General features: G+C 54.5%; 27 protein-coding genes and 1 other RNA gene. 20 read left to right on the forward strand and 8 right to left on the reverse strand.

Translation table 11 applies throughout. From position 1 onward, the window contains the following. Positions 1 to 74 precede the first annotated feature (74 nt). From exuR to C0557_RS22855, 10 genes are all read left to right on the forward strand, one after another. Positions 75 to 851, forward strand: coding sequence for a transcriptional regulator ExuR (gene exuR / locus C0557_RS22810; protein WP_074778488.1), 777 nt, complete (start codon positions 75 to 77; stop codon positions 849 to 851). A gap of 337 nt (positions 852 to 1188) precedes the next feature. After that, positions 1189 to 1851 (forward strand): DedA family general envelope maintenance protein YqjA, encoded by a 663-nt coding sequence (gene yqjA, locus C0557_RS22815; protein WP_007369977.1) that lies wholly within the window; start codon positions 1189 to 1191, stop codon positions 1849 to 1851. A gap of 4 nt (positions 1852 to 1855) precedes the next feature. Continuing rightward, a complete protein-coding gene (mzrA, locus tag C0557_RS22820; RefSeq protein WP_208661424.1) occupies positions 1856 to 2242 on the forward strand; it encodes an EnvZ/OmpR regulon moderator MzrA in 387 nt (128 codons plus the stop codon). A gap of 147 nt (positions 2243 to 2389) precedes the next feature. Then, on the forward strand, positions 2390 to 2758 hold the full coding sequence (locus C0557_RS22825; RefSeq protein ID WP_074778651.1) for a DUF1090 domain-containing protein: 369 nt from the start codon (positions 2390 to 2392) through the stop codon (positions 2756 to 2758). A 39-nt stretch (positions 2759 to 2797) separates the two neighbouring features. Next, on the forward strand, positions 2798 to 3100 hold the full coding sequence (locus C0557_RS22830; RefSeq protein WP_043956442.1) for a YqjD family protein: 303 nt from the start codon (positions 2798 to 2800) through the stop codon (positions 3098 to 3100). Position 3101: 1 nt separating this feature from the next. Beyond that, positions 3102 to 3500, forward strand: a complete 399-nt coding sequence (locus C0557_RS22835; protein ID WP_007369973.1) for a phage holin family protein — start codon at positions 3102 to 3104, stop codon at positions 3498 to 3500. After that, positions 3497 to 3787, forward strand: coding sequence for a YqjK-like family protein (locus C0557_RS22840; RefSeq protein ID WP_208661426.1), 291 nt, complete (start codon positions 3497 to 3499; stop codon positions 3785 to 3787). Before C0557_RS22835 ends, C0557_RS22840 begins: the two co-directional genes overlap by 4 nt. 194 nt (positions 3788 to 3981) lie before the next feature. Continuing rightward, positions 3982 to 4374 carry a DoxX family protein gene (locus C0557_RS22845; RefSeq protein WP_074778494.1) on the forward strand — a complete coding sequence of 131 codons (393 nt, stop codon included), beginning with the start codon at positions 3982 to 3984 and terminating at the stop codon, positions 4372 to 4374. Between the two features lie 76 nt (positions 4375 to 4450). Further along, positions 4451 to 5437, forward strand: a complete 987-nt coding sequence (locus tag C0557_RS22850) for a glutathione S-transferase family protein (protein WP_071921582.1) — start codon at positions 4451 to 4453, stop codon at positions 5435 to 5437. A 125-nt stretch (positions 5438 to 5562) separates the two neighbouring features. Beyond that, positions 5563 to 5928 (forward strand): DUF805 domain-containing protein, encoded by a 366-nt coding sequence (locus C0557_RS22855; RefSeq protein WP_074778498.1) that lies wholly within the window; start codon positions 5563 to 5565, stop codon positions 5926 to 5928. A 6-nt stretch (positions 5929 to 5934) separates the two neighbouring features. On the opposite strand, the gene C0557_RS22860 is transcribed toward C0557_RS22855, so the two are convergent. Continuing rightward, complete coding sequence (locus C0557_RS22860) at positions 5935 to 6831, reverse strand: LysR family transcriptional regulator (RefSeq protein ID WP_074778500.1); 897 nt, start codon at positions 6829 to 6831, stop codon at positions 5935 to 5937. Positions 6832 to 6937: 106 nt separating this feature from the next. On the opposite strand from C0557_RS22860, the gene C0557_RS22865 reads away from it, so the two are divergent. Both C0557_RS22865 and C0557_RS22870 read left to right on the forward strand, forming a co-directional pair. After that, positions 6938 to 7639 (forward strand): pirin family protein, encoded by a 702-nt coding sequence (locus tag C0557_RS22865; protein WP_208661428.1) that lies wholly within the window; start codon positions 6938 to 6940, stop codon positions 7637 to 7639. A gap of 25 nt (positions 7640 to 7664) precedes the next feature. Next, positions 7665 to 7823 (forward strand): hypothetical protein, encoded by a 159-nt coding sequence (locus tag C0557_RS22870; RefSeq protein WP_208661430.1) that lies wholly within the window; start codon positions 7665 to 7667, stop codon positions 7821 to 7823. A gap of 143 nt (positions 7824 to 7966) precedes the next feature. Here C0557_RS22870 and C0557_RS22875 read toward each other — a convergent pair whose 3' ends face one another. The 6 genes from C0557_RS22875 to C0557_RS22900 all read right to left on the reverse strand — a co-directional run bounded on the left by C0557_RS22875 (position 7967) and on the right by C0557_RS22900 (position 13756). Beyond that, positions 7967 to 8722 (reverse strand): glutamine amidotransferase, encoded by a 756-nt coding sequence (locus tag C0557_RS22875; protein ID WP_208661432.1) that lies wholly within the window; start codon positions 8720 to 8722, stop codon positions 7967 to 7969. A gap of 314 nt (positions 8723 to 9036) precedes the next feature. Then, an RNA gene (gene rnpB, locus C0557_RS22880) (RNase P RNA component class A) lies at positions 9037 to 9416 on the reverse strand. 32 nt (positions 9417 to 9448) lie between these two features. Next, positions 9449 to 10594, reverse strand: coding sequence for a glycerate 2-kinase (gene garK / locus C0557_RS22885; protein ID WP_208661434.1), 1146 nt, complete (start codon positions 10592 to 10594; stop codon positions 9449 to 9451). Between the two features lie 104 nt (positions 10595 to 10698). Next, entirely contained in the window at positions 10699 to 11589 is an 891-nt protein-coding gene (gene garR, locus C0557_RS22890; RefSeq protein ID WP_035887912.1) for a 2-hydroxy-3-oxopropionate reductase, read from the reverse strand. A gap of 31 nt (positions 11590 to 11620) precedes the next feature. Next, positions 11621 to 12391 carry a 2-dehydro-3-deoxyglucarate aldolase gene (garL, locus tag C0557_RS22895; protein ID WP_007369961.1) on the reverse strand — a complete coding sequence of 257 codons (771 nt, stop codon included), beginning with the start codon at positions 12389 to 12391 and terminating at the stop codon, positions 11621 to 11623. A 27-nt stretch (positions 12392 to 12418) separates the two neighbouring features. Next, positions 12419 to 13756, reverse strand: a complete 1338-nt coding sequence (locus C0557_RS22900) for an MFS transporter (RefSeq protein ID WP_208661436.1) — start codon at positions 13754 to 13756, stop codon at positions 12419 to 12421. Positions 13757 to 14181: 425 nt separating this feature from the next. Here C0557_RS22900 and garD point away from each other — a divergent pair, with 425 nt between their 5' ends. The 8 genes from garD (at position 14182) to C0557_RS22940 (ending at position 22257) form a co-directional block, all read left to right on the forward strand. Continuing rightward, positions 14182 to 15753 (forward strand): galactarate dehydratase, encoded by a 1572-nt coding sequence (garD, locus tag C0557_RS22905; protein ID WP_043956430.1) that lies wholly within the window; start codon positions 14182 to 14184, stop codon positions 15751 to 15753. Positions 15754 to 15942: 189 nt separating this feature from the next. Then, on the forward strand, positions 15943 to 16797 hold the full coding sequence (locus C0557_RS22910) for a tagatose bisphosphate family class II aldolase (protein ID WP_208661438.1): 855 nt from the start codon (positions 15943 to 15945) through the stop codon (positions 16795 to 16797). A gap of 44 nt (positions 16798 to 16841) precedes the next feature. After that, positions 16842 to 18113, forward strand: a complete 1272-nt coding sequence (gene gatZ, locus C0557_RS22915; protein WP_208661446.1) for a tagatose-bisphosphate aldolase subunit GatZ — start codon at positions 16842 to 16844, stop codon at positions 18111 to 18113. A gap of 14 nt (positions 18114 to 18127) precedes the next feature. Next, on the forward strand, positions 18128 to 18592 hold the full coding sequence (gene gatA, locus C0557_RS22920) for a PTS galactitol transporter subunit IIA (RefSeq protein WP_208661454.1): 465 nt from the start codon (positions 18128 to 18130) through the stop codon (positions 18590 to 18592). 29 nt (positions 18593 to 18621) lie between these two features. After that, complete coding sequence (gene gatB, locus C0557_RS22925) at positions 18622 to 18906, forward strand: PTS galactitol transporter subunit IIB (RefSeq protein WP_208661461.1); 285 nt, start codon at positions 18622 to 18624, stop codon at positions 18904 to 18906. Between the two features lie 4 nt (positions 18907 to 18910). Then, a complete protein-coding gene (locus tag C0557_RS22930) occupies positions 18911 to 20284 on the forward strand; it encodes a galactitol-specific PTS transporter subunit IIC (RefSeq protein ID WP_208661463.1) in 1374 nt (457 codons plus the stop codon). 45 nt (positions 20285 to 20329) lie between these two features. Continuing rightward, positions 20330 to 21373, forward strand: coding sequence for a galactitol-1-phosphate 5-dehydrogenase (gene gatD / locus C0557_RS22935; RefSeq protein ID WP_208661465.1), 1044 nt, complete (start codon positions 20330 to 20332; stop codon positions 21371 to 21373). Between the two features lie 110 nt (positions 21374 to 21483). Next, a complete protein-coding gene (locus C0557_RS22940; RefSeq protein ID WP_074778522.1) occupies positions 21484 to 22257 on the forward strand; it encodes a DeoR/GlpR family DNA-binding transcription regulator in 774 nt (257 codons plus the stop codon). 62 nt (positions 22258 to 22319) lie between these two features. Here C0557_RS22940 and rsmI read toward each other — a convergent pair whose 3' ends face one another. Continuing rightward, positions 22320 to 23177 carry a 16S rRNA (cytidine(1402)-2'-O)-methyltransferase gene (gene rsmI, locus C0557_RS22945; protein WP_007369950.1) on the reverse strand — a complete coding sequence of 286 codons (858 nt, stop codon included), beginning with the start codon at positions 23175 to 23177 and terminating at the stop codon, positions 22320 to 22322. Positions 23178 to 23221: the final 44 nt, after the last annotated feature.

Genomic DNA, 23221 nt, shown 5'->3' on the forward strand with positions numbered 1-23221 from the left:
TCAGAGATTCTGGTGAGTAAGCAGTAAAAGTGGTATAACAAATCTACTCTCGCCTTTCTTCCCCTGGAGCCTATATGGAAATTTCCGAGTCACGTCGTTTGTACCAGCAGCTTGCCGCCGAGCTTAAGAACCGAATCGAGCAAGGTGTGTATCTTGTGGGGGACAAACTGCCCGCGGAGCGCTTTATTGCCGATGAGAAAAGCGTCAGCCGCACCGTGGTTCGTGAAGCGATCATTATGCTGGAAGTGGAAGGGTACGTTGAAGTTCGCAAAGGCTCCGGCATCCATGTCATTTCCAACCAGCCGCGCCATACGCAAGCGCCGGATGAGAGCCTGGAGTTTGCCAATTACGGCCCGTTTGAACTGTTGCAGGCACGTCAGCTTATCGAGAGTAATATCGCTGAATTCGCCGCCACTCAGGTGACGAAACAGGACATTATGAAGCTGATGGAAATCCAGGATAACGCCCGCAAAGAGAAGTGCTTCCGCGATTCAGAATGGGATTTGCAATTCCATGTGCAGGTCGCACTGGCCACGCAAAATAGCGCACTGGCGGCGATTGTCGAGAAGATGTGGACGCAGCGCGTACATAACCCGTACTGGAAAAAACTGCACGATCATATTGATTTACGCACCGTCGATAACTGGTGTGACGATCATGACCAAATTCTGAAGGCGCTAATCCGCAAAGATCCGCACGCGGCGAAAGTGGCGATGTGGCAGCATCTGGAAAACACCAAGCAGATGCTGTTTAACGAAACCAGCGATGATTTTGAGTTCAATGCTGACCGTTACCTGTTTGCCGAAAACCCGGTCGTACATCTTGATGCTGCCGCTACCGGCACGAAATAAAAAACCGCTATCCAGGCGCACACTTACGCTGCGCCGCCCCCTTTTTGGGTCAGTGAATGGTATAGAGTGTCAGCCTTTGTAAATACCCTCGCCACCCCCTCTCCTGGCAAGCAAAATCGGTTGCGAGCGTTATTCTGACTGACGCACACGGTCAGCTTTTGTTACAATTAGATGCATTTCGCCATTGAATGAGTTAGCGCTTACTCACAGCGTCTTTTAGCTGCATAACAATCGCACCCGGATGTGCCATGCGCGGTCATAATATATTAGAGCCCGCCGCCGTGTTGTTCTGTGCCAGTAACAGACGTGACGTAAACCGATGTACCAGGAACACCGAATGGAACTTTTAAGCCAATTACTCCATGCCCTCTGGAGCCAGGATTTCGAAACGCTTTCGCATCCCGGCATGATCGGCATGCTCTATTTTGTTTTATTTGTCATCTTATTTCTGGAAAACGGTCTGCTTCCGGCGGCGTTTCTGCCTGGTGATAGTCTTCTGGTGCTGATCGGCGTGTTGATTGCCAAAGGCGCACTGGGCTACCCGCAAACCATCCTCCTCCTGACCGTTGCGGCCAGCCTTGGCTGCTGGCTGAGCTACATCCAGGGACGATGGCTTGGCAATACGCGCATCGTACAAAACTGGCTATCGCATCTGCCGGCGCATTATCACCAGCGCGCGCATCACCTGTTCCATAAGCATGGGCTTTCCGCGCTGTTAATCGGGCGTTTTATTGCCTTTGTTCGCACATTGTTGCCAACGATTGCCGGACTTTCTGGTCTGAGTAATGCACGCTTTCAGTTCTTCAACTGGATGAGCGGCCTGCTGTGGGTGTTGATTCTGACATCGCTCGGTTACCTGCTGGGTAAGACGCCCGTGTTTCGTAAGTATGAAGATGCACTGATGTCCTGCCTGATGTTGCTTCCGGTCGTATTGCTGGTGATTGGCCTGGTCGGCTCACTGGTGGTGCTGTGGAAGAAAAAATATCGCGATCGAGGCTAAGAACATGGCATTGCAACGTCCCTTCCTGCGCCGGTTATTCATAGGCTTAATGACGATGGCGATTTTCAGCGTCATGTTTATTGCATGGGCGACGCTGCAAAACCGCGAATCCACGCTGGCGATTCGCCCGGCGATGCAGAACGTCAGCGTGCCGGATGGTTTCTCCGTCTGGCACCATCTGGACGCCAACGGCATACAATTCAAAAGTATTACGCCGAAAAACGATACGTTATTGATTACTTTCGAATCCAGCGACCAAAGCGCAGCGGCGAAAGCCGTCCTCGATCGTACCTTGCCCCGTGGCTATATCATCGCCGCCCTGGATGATGACAACGGCCAACCCTCTGCGTGGCTGGCGCTTCTGCGCAATACCACTCACCGATTCGGTTAATCCTTCCAGGATTCTGAATCTTTTCACTCACTTTGGTGTTTAGCAGTTTACTTACTATGCTTGAGTAAACGGAACCAGGGTTCACTTTGTACAACTGGATGCTGGCGCAACGACCGTTTCGCTGGCCAACAATGGAAGGTTTCGATGATGAAAAACCGCATCGCACTGGCGTTGGTTCTTCTTTCTCTGAGCGCTGTTGCACAGGCTGCAAGCCCCTGTCAGGAGAAAGAACATGATATCCAGCGCGAAATCAGTTATGCCGAAAAGCATAACAACCAGAGCCGAATTGTGGGGCTGAAAAAGGCGCTGCGTGAAATGCGCGCTAACTGTTCAGATACCCAACTCCGCGCCGCCCACCAGAAAAAAATAGCCGAGCAGAAAGAAGAGGTTGCCGAGCGCCGTCGCGATCTGGCGGAAGCAAAGCAGAAAGGCGACGCAGAGAAAATAAGCAAACGCGAACACAAGCTGAAAGAAGCACAGCTTGAGCTAAAAGAGCTGGAGGCTCGCGATTACTGATTTTTAAGGACGTTACCACTCACTCACCTGGAGAAAATTATGTCAAAAGATAATGCCGATCATTTGCGCGCTGAACTGAAATCCCTCGCGGATACGCTGGAAGAAGTGCTGAGTAATTCTGGTGAAAAATCGAAAGAAGAGCTGAGTAAATTACGTGGAAAAGCCGAGCAGGCTTTGCGTGACAGTCGTCATCGCCTCGGCGAAACGGGTGATGTTATCGCCAAACAAACGCGTGAAGCCGCCGCCCGTACTGACGAATATGTCCGCGAAAACCCATGGGCCAGTGTAGGCATCGGCGCCGCTATTGGGGTGGTGTTGGGCGTGCTGCTGACGCGTCGTTGATATGACGGAGCCACGACACGCGCAGGGGCCTGGCAAAAGCGCACTGGGGATTGGTCAGCGTATTCTGACGATCCTTGTAGAGATGGTTGAGACCCGCCTGCGGCTGGCGGTTGTCGAGCTGGAAGAAGAGAAAGCCAATCTGTTCCAGCTGTTGATGATGCTGGGTCTGACCATGCTTTTTGCCGCATTTGGCCTGATGAGTCTGATGGTGCTGATTATTTGGGCCATTGATCCGCAATATCGCCTCAACGCGATGATTGCCACCACGGTAGTGTTACTGGTGCTGGCGCTGATTGGCGGCATCTGGACGCTACGCAAAGCGCGCGCATCAACACTGCTGCGCCATACCCGGCAGGAGCTTGAAAATGACCGCGCCCTGCTGGAGGATGATAAATCGTGAGCAGCAGAGCGGAGCGTCTGAAACGTAAAGCGCGCCTGCTCAGCGAGATCCAGCAGCAACGGCTGGATCTCACCGCCGGGCGTCGCGACTGGCTTGAAGCGACCAGCCCTTACGATCGCGGCTGGAATACTCTGCTCAGCCTGCGTTCATGGGCATTAATTGGCAGCAGCGCGCTTGCTATCTGGTCGGTTCGCCATCCGAATATGCTGGTGCGCTGGGGTAAACGCGGTCTCAGCATCTGGAGCCTGTGGCGCCTGGTTAAAACCACGCTCAACTCACCGCGTTAATGCATTAAGGGCGGTCACGACGATCGCCCTTTTCTCCTTGCTCAGTTTTTTTGATAAAATTCGACAGTTTTCCTTGCTAACAATCTTTTCCCGCCACGATTACTATCCTCTCCATCGACAGCAAGCACGCGGCATCTGCCCGTAATTGCACACTATTTACTGATAGCCGCGGTAGTGGCCCCCTGGAGAGAAAGATGAAAAAATTAGAAGATGTTGGTTTTCTGGTCGCACGTATCCTGATGCCGATTCTGTTTATCGTGGCTGGCTGGGGAAAAATTACCGGTTATGCAGGTACACAGCAGTATATGGAAGCAATGGGCGTGCCGGGATTCCTGCTGCCGTTGACCATCCTGCTTGAGTTCGGCGGCGGTCTGGCAATTCTGTTCGGTTTCCTGACCCGTACCACCGCACTGTTCACTGCGGGCTTCACACTGCTGACCGCATTCCTCTTCCACAGCAACTTTGCGGAAGGCGTGAACTCACTGATGTTTATGAAAAACCTGACCATCGCTGGCGGTTATCTGCTGCTGGGCATCACCGGGCCGGGTGCCATCAGTCTCGACCGCGTGCTGAATAAAAAATGGTAAGCGCTCTATACTGAGTAAAGAGATCAAAGCGAGGAGTTCACTCCTCGCTTTTTTGCTATCAGAAGGAGGAAGCAAAATGGGACAACTGATTGACGGCGTCTGGCACGACACCTGGTATGACACCAAATCCACCGGTGGGCGGTTTAAGCGCTCCGTTTCCGCATTTCGCAACTGGCTCACTGCCGACGGCGCGCCTGGCCCGTCCGGCGAAGGGGGCTTCGCCGCAGAGAAAGATCGCTATCATCTCTATGTTTCACTGGCTTGTCCGTGGGCGCACCGCACGCTGATCCTGCGTAAACTGAAAGGCCTGGAGCCGTTTATCTCTGTTTCCGTCGTTCACCCATTGATGCTAGAAAATGGCTGGACGTTTGATGACGATTTCCCGGCGGCGACCGGTGATACCCTCTATCAGCACGAATTTCTCTATCAGCTTTATCTGCATGCCGATCCGCACTACAGCGGCCGCGTCACCGTGCCGGTGCTGTGGGATAAAAAGAATCACACCATTGTCAGTAATGAGTCAGCGGAAATTATCCGCATGTTCAATACCGCTTTTGACGGGCTGGGCGCCAGAGCCGGGGATTACTACCCGCCGGAACTGCGCGCGCAAATCGATGAGCTCAATAGCTGGATCTACGACAACGTCAACAATGGCGTTTATAAAGCGGGTTTCGCCACCAGCCAGCAGGCCTACGACGAAGCCGTGACGAATGTCTTTACCTCGCTGGAACGGCTGGAGCAGATCCTGGGTCAGCACCGTTATCTGACCGGCGATCGGCTGACAGAAGCCGATATTCGCCTGTGGACCACGCTTATTCGCTTCGATCCGGTGTATGTCACCCACTTTAAATGCGATAAACACCGCATCAGCGACTACCTCAATCTGCACGGTTTTCTGCGCGATATTTACCAGATGCCGGGCGTTGCGGAAACCGTCGATTTTGCGCATATCCGCAATCACTATTTCCGCAGCCACAAAACCATCAACCCAACCGGGATCATCTCTGTCGGGCCGTGGCAGGATCTGGATGAACCTCACGGGCGCGACATTCGTTTCGCCTGATCTTTCGGGCGCGTGACCGCGCGCCCAAATTATTTCCCGCCGGATTTATCGCTTTGTATTTTTGCCGTCTATTCTTACTTTGATCGTTTAGAAAACAACGAATTGACCATTGTTCGAGGTTAAAAATGGACTGGTATTTTAAGGTACTGGGTAACTATGCCACCTTCCACGGACGGGCGCACCGGCGTGAGTTTTGGATGTTCGTGCTGGTCAATATCATTCTTTCCGGCGTGCTGGTGATGGTGGACCACATTCTTGGCTGGCACTTTGACGGCGGATTTGGCCCATTGAGCCTGATTTACACGTTGCTGGTGCTGGTGCCTTCGCTGGCGGTGCAGGTTCGCCGCCTGCACGATACCGATCGCCGCGGTCGCTGGTTGTTGTTGCTCCTGCTTCCGGTGCTGGGCTGGTTAATGTTGCTGGCCTTTTACAGCCAGCGCAGTACGCCGGAGGAGAACCGTTTTGGGCCGCAGCCGAAAGCGTTTCCCTGAAAGCGATTATTTACCGGCGAACAGCTTGGGGATTTCACGCAGGCACCAGGCTTTACCTTCACCCATGCTGTCGCGACGCCACGCCATAATGATATCCACCTGGCTGGTATATTCCGGGCTCACCACCCGTAACCGGCCTTCGGCAATATCCTGTTCCACCAGCGGGTAAGGCATTGTCGCCACGCCGAGGCCTGCCAGCAACGCCTGGCGTTTATCTTCAATGGTACTGACCGTCAGACGCGGCTGTTTGTCCAGCAGTTGTACTGTTAACACCGGCCGTTCGCGGGCGGTATCCGCCACTGCCACGCCGCGGTATTTCACCCGAGTAACTTCCGACAGCGGTTCCGGCTCCTGATGAATCGGGTGATCCGGCGCGGCAACATACACATTCATTACCGAGTAGAGCTTGCGGGAGTTAATTTCCGAGGAGGAACGAAAGTGCATATCCGGCGCGACAACAATATCCGCACGCCCCTGCTCCAGCCGCTCCCACGCCCCAGCCAGCACTTCGGTAATAATCGATAATTGCGTATTGGCTTTCGCCGCCAGCCTCTCCACCAGCGGGAAGAGTTCAACCGTCGGCACCAGCGCTTCGGTAACCAGCGTCAAGTGCGTTTCCCAACCGCGCGCCAGCGCTTCGGCATCGGTCGTTAGTTTATCTGCCGCTTCCAGCAGCACGCGTCCGCGCTCCAGCAGCATACGCCCGACGTTAGTGAATTTGGTCCGGTGGCCGGAGCGGTCAAAGAGCACCACGTCCAGTTCTTCTTCCAGTTTTTGCATGGTGTAGCTGAGTGCGGAAGGAACGCGCCCCAGCTCATCCGCCGCAGCGGCAAAGCTTCCGCGCCGATCAATCGCATCCATCACGCGCAACGCTTCCAGCGTAAGTGCCCTTTCTTTCGACATTTATTGTTCTCATTCAGTAAATTTGAACATACCAGGCAGAATATCTGGCTAACAATGCATCGTCCATACCTTTAACATTGTTTTAAGTAAAGAGAGGTCAATAACGATGATTACTACCCGTACTGCAAAACAATGCGGACAAGCTGACTTCGGCTGGCTTCAGGCCCGCTACACTTTTTCTTTTGGACATTACTTTGACCCGAAACTGTTAGGTTATGCCTCCCTGCGTGTACTGAACCAGGAAGTCCTTGCTCCAGGTGCCTCCTTCCAGCCACGGGCCTACCCGAAAGTGGATATTCTGAACCTGATCCTTGAAGGTGAAGCAGAATACCGCGACAGCGAAGGGAACCATGTCCAGGCGAAAGCCGGTGAAGCGCTGCTTATCGCCACTCAACCCGGCATCAGCTATAGCGAACATAACCTGAACAAAGACAAGTCGTTAACGCGTATGCAGTTGTGGCTTGATGCCTGCCCGGAGCGCGAAAATCCACCGGTGCAGAAAATGACGATTGCCGATGCATCGCAACAACTGCTGGCTTCGCCGGATGGCAGCCAGGGAAGTTTGCAACTGCGTCAGCAAGTGTGGCTGCACCATATCGAATTGAAAAAAGGCGAAGAGCTGACAATTCAGTTACATGGTCCGCGCGCCTATCTGCAATCGATCCACGGCACGGTGCATGCGGTTACGCATTGCGAAGCGAAAGAAGCCCTGACCTGCGGTGACGGCGCTTTTATTCGTGATGAGGCTAACATAACGTTAGTTGCCGACACGCCGTTGCGCGCTTTGCTGATAGATTTACCAGTATGACAGTTATGTTTTAGCAGGTGAGTATATGAATAGCTGCGTAACTAAAATATCTTTTGAGAGCGTCCTCGCACAGCCTACGCTCCATGAACCGCTTCCGGCCTTTGGGTTTGAAGAGATGCTGACCGAGCTGGAAGCTATCGTCGCCGAAGCCGAAATCCGGCTGGCCGAAGAAGAAGCCGCCTGACCTTCCTGCCCCGGTTTATACCGGGGCATTTTCATGCATTTCCCCAGCGATAAGCCTCTATGGCAATAAAGCCGCTTCCCCAAAAATGGGGAGGCAAAAGCGCAAGAGATTTAATGCGCGCGTTCTTTTCAGCGGAAGATCGTTCACTGGGCAGCGTGAATTGAGCGCCGCACCTTGCTGTAACCGGTAACGTCCTGCACGAAGCGACGCAGGATCTCTGCGGCATCCGGCGCAGGAAGCACACCAGCGACTAAGCGATCGGCATCGGTGCCCTCTTTTTCGATGTTAGCGCGGTTAAGACGCAGCAGATCCGTGGCAATTTCCGGCGTCATTTCCGGGTGGAACTGTACGGAAACCGCGCGCGGGCCATAGCGGACGATTTGATGATTATCATGCGCAGACGAGGCCAGTACCGCTGCGCCTTCCGGCAAGCGAGTGACCGTTTGCCGGTGCGTCAGGTGCGCCGGAAAAGGCTCCGTCAGATGGCTGAGCAGCGGATCGTTTGCCGCTGCGGCATTCAGGTAGACCGTTTGCGTTCCCGCTTCCCGGCCTTTCGGATGATATTCCACGTCGCCACCCAGCGCCCATGCCATTAACTGATGACCATAACAAACGCCAAACAGCGGCATCTCTATCGCCATTGCATCGCGGATCCATGCGGCAGTCTTTTCACTCCATGGCAGTCTGTCCGAAACCATCGCCCACGAACCCGTGATGATCGCCACCCGGCTGGCATCCGGGGCGGGCAGCGTTTCGCCCTCGAAGACGCGCACAACGTCCACTTCCTCCGGCGAATATCCAAGCAGCTCGCAAAACCAGAGCGGAATATCGCCATGAGCCTGGCGCAGCGGTTCCGGGGCATCTCCCACCTGAATGATAAGCACTGAATTTTGTTCCATAGCGGCAAGACTCCCGTAGCAATAAAACCCTTCTGAAACAGAGTAGCGCTTTTCGTCATATGCCCGGGTGGATATTTTTTTATATGGTTAGAAGCAATGGAGCTTAAGGGAACAGTACGATGTTCTTGATGGTTGTGGAGTTGAGGAGTTGCAGGTCAGGGAGTAGGCCTGATAAGGCGTAGCCGCCATCAGGCAATTTGCCGGATGGCGCTGCGCTTATCCGGCCTACGAAAAGTGGCAGAAAACGGAGTGGACAGTCATTCATCTCTCGCCGCAGAAAAGCAAAAACCCGCCGAAGCGGGTTTTGCCTGAAAAATTGAAACTGACCGATAAGCCGGGTTCTGTCGTGGACAGTCATTCATCTAGGCCAGCAATCGCTCACTGGCTCAAGCAGCCTACCCGGGTTCAGTACGGGCCGTACCTTGTGAACCCCTATTTGGCCTTGCTCCGGGTGGAGTTTACCGTGCCGCGAACTGTTGCCAGACGCGCGGTGCGCTCTTACCGCACCCTTTCACCCTTACCTGATCCCACTTGCGTGGGCCATCGGCGGTTTGCTCTCTGTTGCACTGGTCGTAGGCTTGCGCCCCCCAGGCGTTACCTGGCACCCTGCCCTATGGAGCCCGGACTTTCCTCCCCTCTGCCCGTCTCCCCCGAAGGAGGACTGCAACAAAGCGGCGACTGTCTGGTCAGCTTCGGCGCGCAGTATAGTGGGTTTGCGCGCGCCTGTCACCCTTCCGTCAGCATTCCGACCTGCAATGTGGCCGCAATATTGCGTGACGCGCGGTAAATATTATCAAACGCGCCGCGGAACGCCTCTTCCAGCGTGGTAATGCCGGTCAACACGCTGAACACCGCATCGATACCGTACTGGTGAACCACGCCGACATCGCTGGTCAGACTGCCGGCAATCCCGATTACGGGCTTATGGTATTTTTTAGCAACGTGCGCTACGCCGACCGGTACTTTGCCGTGAATGCTCTGACTGTCGATACGCCCTTCGCCGGTCACCACCAGCGTACAGTCATGAATATGCTCTTCGAGATTCAACGCCTGGGTCACAATCTCAATACCGCTGCGCAGTTCCGCGCCGAGGAAAGCCATCAGCGCCGCGCCCATACCACCTGCCGCACCGGAGCCAGGAACCTCTTTCACATCCACTCGCAGCGATTTTTTGATGACGTCGGCGAAGTGACCAAGGTTTCGATCCAGCTCAACGATCAGCGCTTCGGTGGCCCCTTTTTGCGGCCCAAAAATACGCGATGCGCCCTGCTCGCCGGTCAGCGGGTTGGTCACATCGCAGGCCACGCGAATCGTACAATCGCTCAGGCGCGGATCCAGCCCGGAAATATCAATCGCATTCAGGCTTATCAGGCTGCCGCCGCCGTAACCAATCTCGGTGCCGTTCGCATCGGTCAGTCTGGCGCCCAGCGCCTGTACCATACCCGCCCCGCCATCGTTGGTCGCACTGCCGCCAATGCCGATAATAATGTTGGTCGCCCCATGTTCCAGCGCATGCAAAATAAGTTCCCCGGTGCCGCGCGAAGTGGTAATCAAAGGGTTACGTAATTCTGGTGGCACCAGCGCCAGACCGCTGGCCGCCGCCATTTCAATAAAAGCGGTTTTCCCGTCGCTGGACATCCCCCACCGGGCATCAACATTATTCCCCAGCGGGCCTGTAACGTGCGCGGTGTGCACAGTACCTTTAGTGGCGGCAATCATGGCTTCAACTGTTCCCTCGCCGCCGTCGGCAACCGGAACTGACACGTAGTGAGCATCAGGAAAAATTTCCCGAAATCCTTTTTCTATCGCCTGAGCTACTTCAGTAGCAGAAAGGCTTTCTTTATAAGAGTCTGGGGCGATTACGATTTTCATAATTGTGAGCCTGATAGTGCCGCGCACTTCACCCTTCAGGCCCACAGTGGCCTGAAGATGTGGATGTACAAGAAATCCAGGGCGCAGAGCCGCGCCCTTCTTAATTAACGAGTCACTTCGATTTTCGCCAGTTTCTCGTAGTAGCACGCAATGGCGCTGTGGTCGGCGTTGCCCAGACCATCAGCACGCAGCGCCTGCATCATTTCCATCACTGCGGCGGTCAGCGGCAGTTGAGCGCCCACGCCATGCGATGTATCCAGCGCGTTGGAGAGATCTTTGATGTGCAGATCGATACGGAAACCCGGTTTAAAGTTGCGATCCATCACCATTGGCGCTTTCGCGTCCAGCACGGTGCTGCCCGCCAGACCACCACGGATAGCCTGATACACCAGATCCGGGTTAACACCGGCTTTGGTTGCCAGCGTCAGCGCTTCAGACATCGCAGCGATGTTCAGCGCCACAATCACCTGGTTTGCCAGTTTGGTCACGTTGCCCGCACCGATATCACCGGTGTGCACGACAGAACCGGCCATGGATTTCAGCAGGTCGTAGTATTTGTCGAAGACCGCTTTGTCGCCGCCAACCATCACAGACAGCGTACCGTCGATCGCCTTCGGTTCGCCACCGCTTACCGGCGCATCAAGCATTTGCACGCCTTTCGCTTTCAGCGCGTCACTGATTTCACGGCTGGCCAGCGGTGCGATGGAGCTCATGTCGATCAGCACGGTACCGGCTTTAGCGCCTTCAATAATGCCGCCTTCGCCCAGCGCCACTTCTTTCACATGCGGGGAGTTCGGCAGCATGGTGATGATGACATCGCACTTCTCAGCAATCGCTTTGCCGTTCGCTGCCGTTTCCGCACCCGCAGCGATAAGTTCAGCCACCGCTTCCTGGTTACGGTCCACGACCACCAGTGAGTAACCTGCTTTAATGAGGTTTTTACTCATTGGTTTACCCATGATGCCAAGGCCAATGAAACCAACTTTCATCGTCATAATTGCGTCTCTCTTTTAAAGGGTGGTTTGGTTATTTTTTAAAGGTGTCGGCCAGTTTCTGCGTCGCCGAACGGAACACGCCCAAATCGCTGCCAACCGCAACCACGGTCGCGCCCCACTCCAGGTAGCGGCGAGCATCAGCTTCCACCGGCGCCAGAATGCCGCTCGGTTTGTTGTGCGCTTTCGCACGGGCAAAAATGTGCTGAATGGTGCGCTGAACTTCCGGGTGTGCCGCGTTACCGATATAACCCAGCGTCGCCGCCAGATCGCTTGGGCCGACAAACACGCCATCCACGCCGTCGGTGGCAAGGATTGCATCAAGGTTATCCACACCGGCCTGGCTTTCGATCTGTACCAGGATGGTGATATTGGCGTTGGACTGACGGAAGTAATCCGGCACGGTGCCGAACATATTGGCGCGATGCGAAACCGACACGCCACGAATGCCTTCCGGCGGATAACGGGTTGCCGCTACCGCATTTACCGCTTCTTCTTCGGTTTCCACGAACGGGATCAGGAAGTTGTAGAAGCCAATATCCAGCAGGCGTTTGATGACCACCGGCTCGTTAGTCGGCACGCGTACTACCGGCGCGCTGACGCTGCCTTTCAACGCCATTAATTGCGGTACAAAAGTGAGCACGTCGTTTGGGGCGTGTTCGCCGTCCAGAAGCAGCCAGTCAAAGCCTGCCAGGCCCAGAACTTCAGTGCTGATATGACTACCCAGCGCAGACCAACAACCGATTTGAATCTGTTGGGCCGCCAGCGCGGCCTTGAATTTGTTTGGGAAGATATCGTTATTCATCTTTTGTACCTTAAAATGTGTCGTTGCTTATTTCTTCAATTCCATACGTTTGATGTCGCCAACCACGAACAGATAGCAGACCATCATCATCAGCGCTGAACAGCCTACGAACACCAACGCACCGTTGAAAGAATGCAACTCTTTAACCATGTATCCGATGACCAGCGGCGTCACGATAGAAGCCACGTTACCAAATACGTTGAATACACCACCGCACAGACCGACGATCTCTTTCGGCGCGACGTCGGAGATAACCGGCCAACCCAGCGCGCCAAAACCTTTACCGAAGAAGGCGAGCGCCATCAGTGCGACTACCATCGCCGTGCTATCGGTGTAGTTACACAGAATGATGCTGGAAGCCAGTAACATCCCGACCACGATAGGGAACTTACGCGCCATCGTCAGGGTGGAGCCGCGCTTGATCAGATAATCAGAAAACAGCCCGCCCAGCACGCCACCGGCAAAACCACACAGCGCCGGAATGGACGCGACAAACCCAACTTTCAGTATCGACATGCCTTTTTCCTGCACCAGGTAAATCGGGAACCATGTCAGGAAGAACCAGGTAATGGTGTTCAGGAAGTATTGCCCGAAGAACACGCCGAGCATCATGCGGTTGCACAGCAACTGCTTGATATAATCCATTTTTGGACCCGCATTTTTGCCATCGTCGGCTTTTTTGTGGTCCATATCGACAACCGCGCCGTTTTTCTCAATATACTCCAGCTCTTCGCGGCTCATACGCGGGTGATCGGTCGGGTTGTGGACAAATTTCACCCAGGCAAAGGTCAGCACAAAACCGATCACGCCCATCACGGTGAACACATGTTCCCAGCCCCAGGCAAAGGTCAACCAGCCCAGCAGCGGCGAGAACAGCGCCAGCGAGAAATACTGCGCAGAGTTAAAAATCGCTGATGCCGTACCGCGCTCTTTCGCCGGGAACCATGCCGCAACAATGCGGGCATTCGCCGGGAATGAAGGCGCTTCAGAGAAGCCCAGCATAAAACGCATGAAAAACATGGAAATGCCGGCCCAGGCGATCGGGAAAACATCGACAAAACCTTGCAGGAAAGTAAAGAGCGACCAGAAAAAGAGGCTCCACGTGTACACTTTTTTAGAGCCGAAGCGGTCAAGCAGCCAGCCGCCAGGGATTTGCATCAGCAGGTAAGCCCAGCCGAAAGCCGAAAAAATGTAGCCCATCGATACAGCATCCAGTTGCAGCTCTTTCGCCACTTCTGTCCCGGCAATGGACAGTGTGGCGCGGTCTGCATAATTCACTGCTGTTACGATAAATATAATCAGCAGAATTAAATAACGGGTGGGCAAACCCCGTTTTGTTTCCACGGCAGAATGTTCGATAGTCATTTTTAATTTCCTCGGGCACCGCTAACTTTAAAATATAATTATTGTGATGTTTCTTATCTGAGATTTTATTTAAGCACTCGAAACTTATTATCAGATAATTGGCACTTCGATTTTATTAGCCTCAGTATAATCACCGACCGGACGCCACACACTGGTGGGTTGCTCAATTTTAACAATGCCCTAAAAGATTATTTTGAGCATTTGCACATAAGCCTGGGCGCTGATGCACAGATCTTGCAATATGCAGCCCCGCCAGATAGGGAATCGGGATAATAAGTGATTTAGATCACATTTTACTATTTAAACTCCTGACATTCTTATTTCAGCAAACAAGATTTTTATTCCCGATATTAATTCCAGAATAAAGAATGATTCCGCTTTTATAGAGCACTGCATCGTATAAGTTAGCTGGAGATTACTTGACAATGTCCAACATTGAAATTAGACAGCAACCGCCAGGGGCGTTTTATATTAAGGTACACGACACGGATAATGTCGCTATCATCGTCAATGACAATGGCTTAAAGGCGGGAACCCGTTTTCCGGATGGTCTCGAGCTAATTGAGCATATTCCGCAAGGCCATAAAGTGGCGCTGGTTGATATCCCCCATCACGGCGAAATCGTGCGCTATGGCGAGATCATTGGCTACGCCATGCGCGATATCCCCCGCGGTAGCTGGATTGATGAATCCATGGTTGAGCTGCCGAAAGCACCGCCGCTGAATACACTGCCGCTGGCGACGAAAGTCCCGGAGCCGCTGCCGCCACTGGAGGGGTATACCTTTGAAGGTTACCGCAACGCGGATGGCAGCGTCGGCACCAAGAACCTGCTCGGCCTGACCACCAGCGTGCACTGCGTTGCAGGCGTGGTGGATTACGTCGTGAAGATCATTGAGCGCGATCTGCTGCCGAAATACCCGAACGTTGACGGCGTGGTCGGCCTGAATCACCTGTATGGCTGCGGCGTGGCCATTAACGCACCGGCGGCAGTCATTCCCATTCGCACCATTCATAACATTTCGCTGAACCCGAACTTCGGCGGCGAAGTCATGGTCATTGGTCTGGGCTGTGAAAAATTGCAGCCGGAACGTCTGCTGGAAGGGACCGAGGACGTGAAAGCCATTCCGGTCGACAGCGCCAGTATTGTTCGTTTGCAGGATGAGCAGCATGTGGGCTTCCGCTCGATGGTTGACGATATTCTGCAGGTTGCAGAGCGCCATCTGGCCAAGCTGAACCAGCGTAAACGTGAAACCTGCCCGGCTTCCGAACTGGTAGTCGGTATGCAGTGTGGCGGCAGCGATGCATTCTCCGGCGTTACCGCGAACCCGGCGGTGGGTTATGCCTCTGACCTGATTATTCGCTGCGGCGGTACGGTGATGTTCTCCGAAGTGACCGAAGTCCGTGATGCGATTCACCTGCTGACGCCGCGCGCCATCAACGAAGAAGTGGGCAAACGCCTGCTGGAAGAGATGGCCTGGTACGATAACTATCTCGACATGGGTAAAACCGACCGCAGCGCCAACCCTTCTCCGGGGAACAAAAAAGGCGGCCTGGCGAATATCGTGGAAAAAGCGCTGGGTTCGATCGCGAAATCCGGTAAGAGCGCCATCTCTGAAGTGCTCTCTCCGGGTCAACGTCCGACCAAACGCGGGCTGATTTATGCCGCAACACCGGCGAGCGACTTCGTCTGCGGTACGCAGCAGGTGGCTTCCGGGATCACTGTACAAGTGTTTACCACCGGGCGTGGCACGCCGTACGGCCTGGTTGCCGTACCGGTAATCAAAATGGCGACCCGCACTGAGCTGGCAAATCGCTGGTATGACTTAATGGATATCAATGCCGGGACGATCGCTACGGGCGAAGAGACCATCGAGGATGTGGGCTGGAAGCTGTTCCACTTTATCCTTGATGTCGCCAGCGGTCGTAAGAAAACCTTCTCCGATCAGTGGGGGCTGCATAACCAGCTGGCTGTGTTTAACCCGGCTCCGGTGACTTGATTTTAATAACAAAAGCGTAAACCTCACTTTTAAGCATGGCTTCGGCCATGCTTTTTTTTGTCTGCTTTTTCTTTCACAACCTTCCTTTCACTTTCGAACCTTTCATTTTTCAGACGCCAATCACAAAAAAACATTACGAAAGCCTATAAATTCTTTCGAAGAAAACAAACGAAAGATTTCGGAGGCTGTGTGTATATCATTTCGACGAAAACCATGCTTAACAAAGCACAACGTGAAGGTTACGCGGTGCCCGCCTTCAATATCCACAATCTCGAAACCTTACAAGTGGTGGTCGAAACGGCTGCCGAATTGCGCTCCCCGCTGATTGTTGCGGGTACACCAGGGACATTCAGTTATGCAGGCGTCGGCAATCTGGTCGCTATCGCCGGTAATCTGGCAAGGCACTATAACCAGCCGCTGGCCATTCACCTCGATCACCATGAAACACTCAGCGACATAGAAACCAAAGTTCAGGCCGGAATTCGTTCGGTGATGATTGACGGTTCCCACTTCCCCTACCACGACAACGTTGCGCTGGTGAAAGCGGTAACGGATTTATGCCATCGCTACGACGCCAGCGTGGAAGCGGAGTTGGGCCGCCTCGGCGGGCAAGAAGACGATCTGATTGTCGATGCAAAAGACACCCGCTACACCAACCCACAACAGGCCAAAGATTTCGTCGAGAAAACCGGTATTGATTCGCTCGCAGTGGCGATTGGCACTGCGCACGGCCTTTATACCGCCGAGCCGAAACTCGATTTTGAACGGCTGGCGGAAATACGCCAACAAGTTGATATTCCGCTGGTTTTGCACGGCGCATCCGGGCTGCCTGCTGCGGATATTCGCCGCGCCATCGCGCTGGGCGTTTGCAAGGTGAACGTCGCCACCGAACTGAAAATCGCCTTCTCGGATGCGTTAAAGGCCTGGTTTGCCTCGCACCCGGATGCCAGCGATCCGCGCCACTACATGGTTCCGGCCAAAACAGCCATGAAAGAGGTGGTGCGCAAAGTGATCGGCGTTTGCGGCTGCGAAGGCAAGCTGTAACGCCACAACCTTTTGAAAATATTGCGTAATAACCGGAGGAAGAAGTGAAAGAGATTATTGCCCGCCATAAAGCGGGGGAGCACCTCGGTATCTGTTCTGTTTGCTCAGCGCACCCGCTGGTCATTGAAGCCGCGCTGCGCTTTGATTTATCGACCGACGCGAAAGTATTGATCGAAGCAACCTCGAATCAGGTCAACCAGTTTGGCGGCTATACCGGTATGAAGCCCGCCGATTTTCGCGACTTCGTCTACCGCATCGCCGATGAGGTCGGCTTTCCACGGGAGCGGCTGATCCTGGGCGGCGATCATCTTGGGCCAAACTGCTGGCAGAACGAAACCGCCGCCGCTGCGATGGAAAAATCCGTCGAGCTGATTAAAGCCTATGTCGCTGCCGGTTTCAGCAAGATCCATCTGGATGCATCGATGTCATGCGCTGACGATCCAGTTCCGCTGGAACCGCATGTTGTCGCCGAACGCGCCGCACGTCTGTGCCAGGCAGCGGAAGAAACCGCCAGCGACGCGCTGAAAAAAAACCTGACCTATGTGATTGGCACTGAAGTACCGGTTCCCGGCGGCGAAGCCAGCAGTATCAATACGGTTCACGTTACGCGCGTCGAAGATGCCGCACGCACGCTGGAAACGCACCGCGTCGCTTTCCACGCATTGGGGCTGGATGACGCAATGAACCGCGTCACCGCGATCGTCGTGCAGCCAGGCGTTGAATTCGATCATACCCAGGTGATCCACTATCAGCCGCAGGCAGCAGAAGCGCTTTCCGGCTGGATCCGCCAGACGCCAATGGTCTACGAAGCGCACTCCACTGATTACCAGTCCCGCCAGGCTTACCGTGCGCTGGTACGCGACCATTTCGCCATTCTGAAAGTTGGGCCTGCGCTGACCTTTGCGCTGCGCGAAGCCATTTTTGCGCTGGCGCAAATGGAAAACGAACTGATTGCGCCGGAAAACCGCAGTCGCGTACTGGAGGTGATCGATGAAGTGATGCTTAACGAACCGGGTTACTGGAAAAAGTATTACCGTCCGACCTGGAGCCAGTCGATGGTGGATATCCACTTCAGCCTTTCGGATCGCATTCGCTACTACTGGCCGCACCCACGCATTCGCCAGAGCGTCGAGAAACTGCTGGCGAACCTCAGCGCCACAACGCTGCCGTTAGGGCTGATTAGCCAGTATTTACCCGTACAACTGGAACGCGCGTCGCTAAATGAGATCGCCGCAACGCCACACAGCCTGATCATTGACAAAATACAGGATGTATTGCGCGCCTATCGCTATGGATGCGCCCCTGAAATTGCCTGATGACTGGAGAATGTATGAGCCAACTGTTTGTCCGTACCGGAATTGAATTTACCTCGCGTCAGCATGTGCTGGCGCATATTGGCGAGGAGATGCTGGCGCAGGGCGTCGTGCATGAAAGCTATCCGGCAGCGCTTCTGGCGCGCGAAGCAATTTACCCGACCGGCATTGCCCTTGAACACCACGCGGTGGCCATCCCGCACTGCGAGGCTATACATGCTAAGTCCCCGGCACTGTATCTGATCCGCCCGGATAAACCGGTTTATTTTCAACAAGCTGACGATGATGCCGACATCGCCGTCTCGCTGATTATCGCCCTGATTGTGGAAAACCCGGCCGAGCAATTGAAGTTGTTACGCCGTCTTTTTAGTGAGCTGCAAAACCCGAACACGCTGCAAGCGCTGCTGGATACGCCTGCCGATAACCTGGCGACGCTTTTTCGGGACACGATCCTGGAGCCTGAGAAGTGCGAGCAGGCTTAATAACATACTGATAATAAAAGGAGTACCCTATGAAACGTAAAATAATCGTCGCCTGCGGCGGTGCGGTCGCCACCTCCACCATGGCAGCGGAAGAGATCAAAGAGCTCTGCGCCGACCACCAGATCGAACTCGACCTCGTGCAGTGCCGGGTGAATGAAATTGAAACCTATATGGACGGCGCAGATCTGATCTGCACTACGGCGAGAGTCGATCGTACCTTTGGCGATATTCCTGTGGTACACGGCATGCCTTTCGTCTCCGGCGTGGGCATTGAGGCGCTGCAACAAAAAATCCTGACGATCCTCAGGGGGTAACGCGATGTTTAGCGAAATTATGCGTTATATCCTCGACTTAGGTCCTACCGTCATGCTGCCGGTGGTGATCATCATCTTCTCGAAATTGTTGGGGATGAAGCTCGGGGATTGCTTTAAATCGGGCCTGCACATCGGGATTGGCTTTGTCGGTATTGGGCTGGTGATTGGCCTGATGCTGGACTCCATTGGCCCGGCGGCGAAAGCGATGGCTGAACATTTCCAGATTAACCTGCATGTGATTGATGTCGGCTGGCCTGGCTCATCACCGATGACCTGGGCGTCACAGATCGCGCTGGTCGCCATCCCGGTCGCGATTGCCGTGAATATCCTGATGCTGGTCACCCGCATGACGCGCGTAGTGAACGTCGATATCTGGAATATCTGGCACATGACTTTTACCGGCGCCATGCTGCACCTCGCTACTGGCTCTTACTGGATCGGCATACTCGGCGTTGTGGCGCATGCGGCATTCGTCTTCAAGCTGGGCGACTGGTTTGCAAAGGACACGCGGGATTTCTTCGGGCTGGAAGGGATTGCCATCCCGCACGGCACCTCCGCTTACCTCGGCCCCATTGCCGTACTGGTTGATACGATCGTCGAAAAAATCCCCGGTCTTAACCGCGTTCACTTTAGCGCCGACGATATTCAGAAACGTTTTGGCCCGTTTGGCGAGCCGGTCACCGTGGGGTTTGTGATGGGGATTGTCATTGGTCTGCTGGCAGGCTACGACCTGAAAGGCGTACTGCAACTGGCGGTGAAAACGGCTGCCGTGATGCTGCTGATGCCGCGCGTCATCAAACCGATTATGGATGGGCTAACGCCTATCGCGAAACAGGCACGTAAACGGCTACAGGCTAAATTTGGCAGCCAGGAATTCCTGATTGGTCTCGACCCGGCGCTGCTGCTCGGCCACACCTCAGTGGTCTCCGCCAGTTTGATCTTTATTCCGCTCACCATTTTAATTGCGGTGCTGGTGCCGGGTAACCAGGTACTGCCCTTCGGCGATCTGGCAACCATCGGGTTCTTTGTGGCGATGGCGGTTGCGGTACATCAGGGCAACCTGTTTCGCACGCTGATCTCCGGCATCATTATCATGAGCATCACGCTGTGGGTCGCCACGCAAACCATCGGCCTGCATACGCAGCTTGCCGCCAACGCAGGCGCGCTGAAATCGGGCGGTCTGGTGGCATCAATGGACCAGGGCGGTTCGCCGTTCACCTGGCTGCTTATTCAGCTTTTCACCTGGCAAAACGTGGTGGGGTTTGTAGTGATTGCCACCCTTTATCTGGCCGGTGTGCTGCTGACCTGGCGCAGAGCACGCAACTTCAGAGCGGCCGAAAAAGCCTCGCTCGCCGCACAAAACCAGACCGTATCCTGATCCCCGGGGAGCCCCGCTCCCCCTTTGTTGTTCCTGGAGAGTGTTATGAAATCAGTGGTTATCCATGCTGAGGGCCACGTCTGCGTTGAAGAACGCCCGGAACCTCAGTTGCAGCACGATGATGATGTCAAAGTCAGGGTCGTCAGCTCCGGCCTGTGCGGTTCTGACATCCCGCGTATCTTTGCCGGTGGCGCACACTTTTACCCGATTACCCTGGGACATGAATTCAGCGGTTATGTCGAAGCCTGCGGCGCGGCAATCAACGACTTACACGCCGGAGATGCGGTGGCATGCGTGCCGCTGTTGCCCTGCTTTAACTGCCCGGAGTGCCGCCGCGAGTTCTTCTCCTTGTGCAAGCGCTACCAGTTTGTCGGTTCGCGCAGCGATGGCGGTAATGCAGAATACATCGTGGTGAAACGGGCAAATCTGATCGCGTTGCCGAAGGATATGACGATTGAAGATGGCGCATTTATTGAACCCATCACCGTCGGCCTGCACGCCTTCCACCTTGCTGGCGGTTGCGAAAACAAAAACGTGATCGTTGTCGGTGCCGGTACCATTGGCCTGCTGGCCATGCAGTGCGCACGGGCGCTGGGCGCCAAAAGCGTTACCGCTATCGATATCAACCCCGACAAGCTGCAACTGGCACGCGAACTCGGCGCAACCTACACCTTCAATAGCCGCGAGCAGAATGTGAGCAAGATTGCCGCTGGCCTGGAAGAGGCGCGTTTCGACCAGTTGGTGCTGGAAACGGCAGGAACGCCGCAAACCGTCTCACTGGCAATCGAAATCGCCGGGCCGCGCGCCCAACTGGCATTGATCGGTACACTGCATCATGACCTGACGTTAACCGCGCCCGTGTTCGGCCAAATCCTGCGCAAAGAGATGACCCTGATTGGCAGTTGGATGAACTACTCCGGCCCGTGGCCGGGCGAAGAGTGGACAACGGCTACACGCCTGCTGACAGAGAAAAAGCTAGTGCTAGAGCCGTTGATCGCCCATCGCGGTGATCCGGAAAGTTTCGCCCGTGCAGTACAGAACCTTAACGGTGCGCCGATGCAGGGCAAAATCCTGTTACGACTCGATTAAGCGAGAGAGCCAGCAACCTGCGCTGGCTCACATTTCCTTTCGAAAGTTAGCGTTCAACTTTCACAATCCTTCGATTACACTAGAGGAAGTTAATTATCAGGCAAATTAATATGAACTCATTTGAACGAAGGAATAAGATCGTCGAACTGGTTAACTCACAGGGAAGTGTGCTGGTGATTGACCTTTCGAACAGCTTTGGCATTTCTGAAGTCACCATCCGCGCAGATCTGCGTCTGCTGGAAGAGAAAGGCCTGGTAACACGCTTTCACGGCGGCGCCGCGAAACCCGGCGCAACGGTGCTGGATAACGAAAATCAGGAAGTGGTGCTGGAAGAACGCTACCGACTGGCGAGCGATCCGAAAAAACGTATCGCCCAGGCCGCCGCCAGCATGATCGAAGAGGGTATGACGGTGATCCTCGACAGCGGTAGCACCACCATGCTGATTGCTGAGGCACTGACGAAAAGAACCAACATTACCGTTATTACCAACAGCCTGCCCGCCGCATTTGCCCTGTCGGAAAACAAAGACATCACCCTTGTGGTTTGCGGCGGTACCGTGCGGCATAAAACGCACTCCATGCACGGCACCATTGCCGAACGCTCTTTGCAGGGCATCAGCGCAGATTTAATGTTCGTCGGTGCGGATGGCATTGATGCAACGAACGGCATCACCACCTTTAATGAAGGCTACTCCATTAGCAGCGTGATGGCCGCCGCCGCGCATAAAGTCGTTGCAGTCGTGGATGCCAGCAAATTCAACCGTCGCGGTTTTAATCAGGTGCTACCGATGGAGAAAATCGATGCGGTGATCACCGATGACAGTATCAGCGACAAGGACAGAGCCGCGTTTCGCAAAATGGAGAAGGAACTGGCGGTAGTGTAAAAAAACCGGGGCTACGGCGCTGTGGTCGCTGACGCGGCTCTCCAGCGCCTGTATTGATCGGGTTACTGCTGATCCAGCGCGTACTTGTACAACGCGTTTTTCTTCACGCCGTGGATCTCCGCGGCAAGGGCTGCGGCTTTCTTCAGCGGCAGTTCAGCCTGCAACAGCGCCAGCGTACGCAGCGCATCAGCGGGCAACTCATCTTCCTGCGCTTTATGGCCTTCGACAATCAGCACCATCTCGCCTTTACGGCGGTTTTCATCCTCTTTCACCCACGCCAGCAGTTCGCCTACCGGCGCGCCCTGAATGGTTTCCCAAGTTTTGGTCAGCTCGCGGGCCAGCACGACATAGCGGCTCTCGCCCCACACTGCGACCATATCTTCCAGGCTTTCCAGTAAACGGTGGGTGGATTCATAGAAAATCAGCGTGCGACTTTCCGTTTCCAGCGCTTTTAACGTATCGCGACGCCCTTTCGATTTGGCGGGCAGAAACCCTTCGTAACAAAAACGATCCGACGGCAATCCCGCGGCGCTCAACGCGGCGATCGCAGCGCACGGGCCAGGCAAAGGCACAACGCGAATCCCCGCTTCACGGCAGGTGCGCACCAGGTGATAACCCGGATCGTTGATCAGCGGCGTTCCGGCATCCGAGACCAGCGCAATGTTCTGCCCCTCTTTCAGCTTTGCCACCAGCGTTTCCGCCTTCTGCTGCTCGTTATGGTCATGCAAAGCGAACAGGCGGGCATTAATGGCAAAGTGTTGCAGCAATAAACCGGTGTGGCGGGTATCTTCCGCCGCAATTAAATCAACGGCCTGCAACACGTTGAGGGCGCGTTGCGTAATATCAGCCAAATTCCCAATGGGAGTAGGTACAATATAAAGCTGACCCTGAGAATTCTCCGCCGATTCGTGTTGTTTCATTGTTTCATCCGTATTGCCGATTTAATATTGAGCATTGCGTAAAA

Source organism: Kosakonia sp. MUSA4, assembly GCF_013085925.1.
Classification (GTDB): Bacteria; Pseudomonadota; Gammaproteobacteria; order Enterobacterales; family Enterobacteriaceae; genus Kosakonia; species Kosakonia sacchari_B.

Bases quoted from the DNA above. Each gene is read 5' to 3' on its own strand.
- exuR (WP_074778488.1), top strand. From the start codon at position 75: ATGGAAATTTCCGAGTCACGTCGTTTGTACCAGCAGCTTGCCGCCGAG.
- yqjA (WP_007369977.1), top strand. From the start codon at position 1,189: ATGGAACTTTTAAGCCAATTACTCCATGCCCTCTGGAGCCAGGATTTC.
- mzrA (WP_208661424.1), top strand. From the start codon at position 1,856: ATGGCATTGCAACGTCCCTTCCTGCGCCGGTTATTCATAGGCTTAATG.
- C0557_RS22825 (WP_074778651.1), top strand. From the start codon at position 2,390: ATGAAAAACCGCATCGCACTGGCGTTGGTTCTTCTTTCTCTGAGCGCT.
- C0557_RS22830 (WP_043956442.1), top strand. From the start codon at position 2,798: ATGTCAAAAGATAATGCCGATCATTTGCGCGCTGAACTGAAATCCCTC.
- C0557_RS22835 (WP_007369973.1), top strand. From the start codon at position 3,102: ATGACGGAGCCACGACACGCGCAGGGGCCTGGCAAAAGCGCACTGGGG.
- C0557_RS22845 (WP_074778494.1), top strand. From the start codon at position 3,982: ATGAAAAAATTAGAAGATGTTGGTTTTCTGGTCGCACGTATCCTGATG.
- C0557_RS22850 (WP_071921582.1), top strand. From the start codon at position 4,451: ATGGGACAACTGATTGACGGCGTCTGGCACGACACCTGGTATGACACC.
- C0557_RS22855 (WP_074778498.1), top strand. From the start codon at position 5,563: ATGGACTGGTATTTTAAGGTACTGGGTAACTATGCCACCTTCCACGGA.
- C0557_RS22860 (WP_074778500.1), bottom strand. From the start codon at position 6,831: ATGTCGAAAGAAAGGGCACTTACGCTGGAAGCGTTGCGCGTGATGGAT.
- C0557_RS22865 (WP_208661428.1), top strand. From the start codon at position 6,938: ATGATTACTACCCGTACTGCAAAACAATGCGGACAAGCTGACTTCGGC.
- C0557_RS22870 (WP_208661430.1), top strand. From the start codon at position 7,665: ATGAATAGCTGCGTAACTAAAATATCTTTTGAGAGCGTCCTCGCACAG.
- C0557_RS22875 (WP_208661432.1), bottom strand. From the start codon at position 8,722: ATGGAACAAAATTCAGTGCTTATCATTCAGGTGGGAGATGCCCCGGAA.
- garK (WP_208661434.1), bottom strand. From the start codon at position 10,594: ATGAAAATCGTAATCGCCCCAGACTCTTATAAAGAAAGCCTTTCTGCT.
- garR (WP_035887912.1), bottom strand. From the start codon at position 11,589: ATGACGATGAAAGTTGGTTTCATTGGCCTTGGCATCATGGGTAAACCA.
- garL (WP_007369961.1), bottom strand. From the start codon at position 12,391: ATGAATAACGATATCTTCCCAAACAAATTCAAGGCCGCGCTGGCGGCC.
- C0557_RS22900 (WP_208661436.1), bottom strand. From the start codon at position 13,756: ATGACTATCGAACATTCTGCCGTGGAAACAAAACGGGGTTTGCCCACC.
- garD (WP_043956430.1), top strand. From the start codon at position 14,182: ATGTCCAACATTGAAATTAGACAGCAACCGCCAGGGGCGTTTTATATT.
- gatA (WP_208661454.1), top strand. From the start codon at position 18,128: ATGAGCCAACTGTTTGTCCGTACCGGAATTGAATTTACCTCGCGTCAG.
- gatB (WP_208661461.1), top strand. From the start codon at position 18,622: ATGAAACGTAAAATAATCGTCGCCTGCGGCGGTGCGGTCGCCACCTCC.
- C0557_RS22930 (WP_208661463.1), top strand. From the start codon at position 18,911: ATGTTTAGCGAAATTATGCGTTATATCCTCGACTTAGGTCCTACCGTC.
- gatD (WP_208661465.1), top strand. From the start codon at position 20,330: ATGAAATCAGTGGTTATCCATGCTGAGGGCCACGTCTGCGTTGAAGAA.
- C0557_RS22940 (WP_074778522.1), top strand. From the start codon at position 21,484: ATGAACTCATTTGAACGAAGGAATAAGATCGTCGAACTGGTTAACTCA.
- rsmI (WP_007369950.1), bottom strand. From the start codon at position 23,177: ATGAAACAACACGAATCGGCGGAGAATTCTCAGGGTCAGCTTTATATT.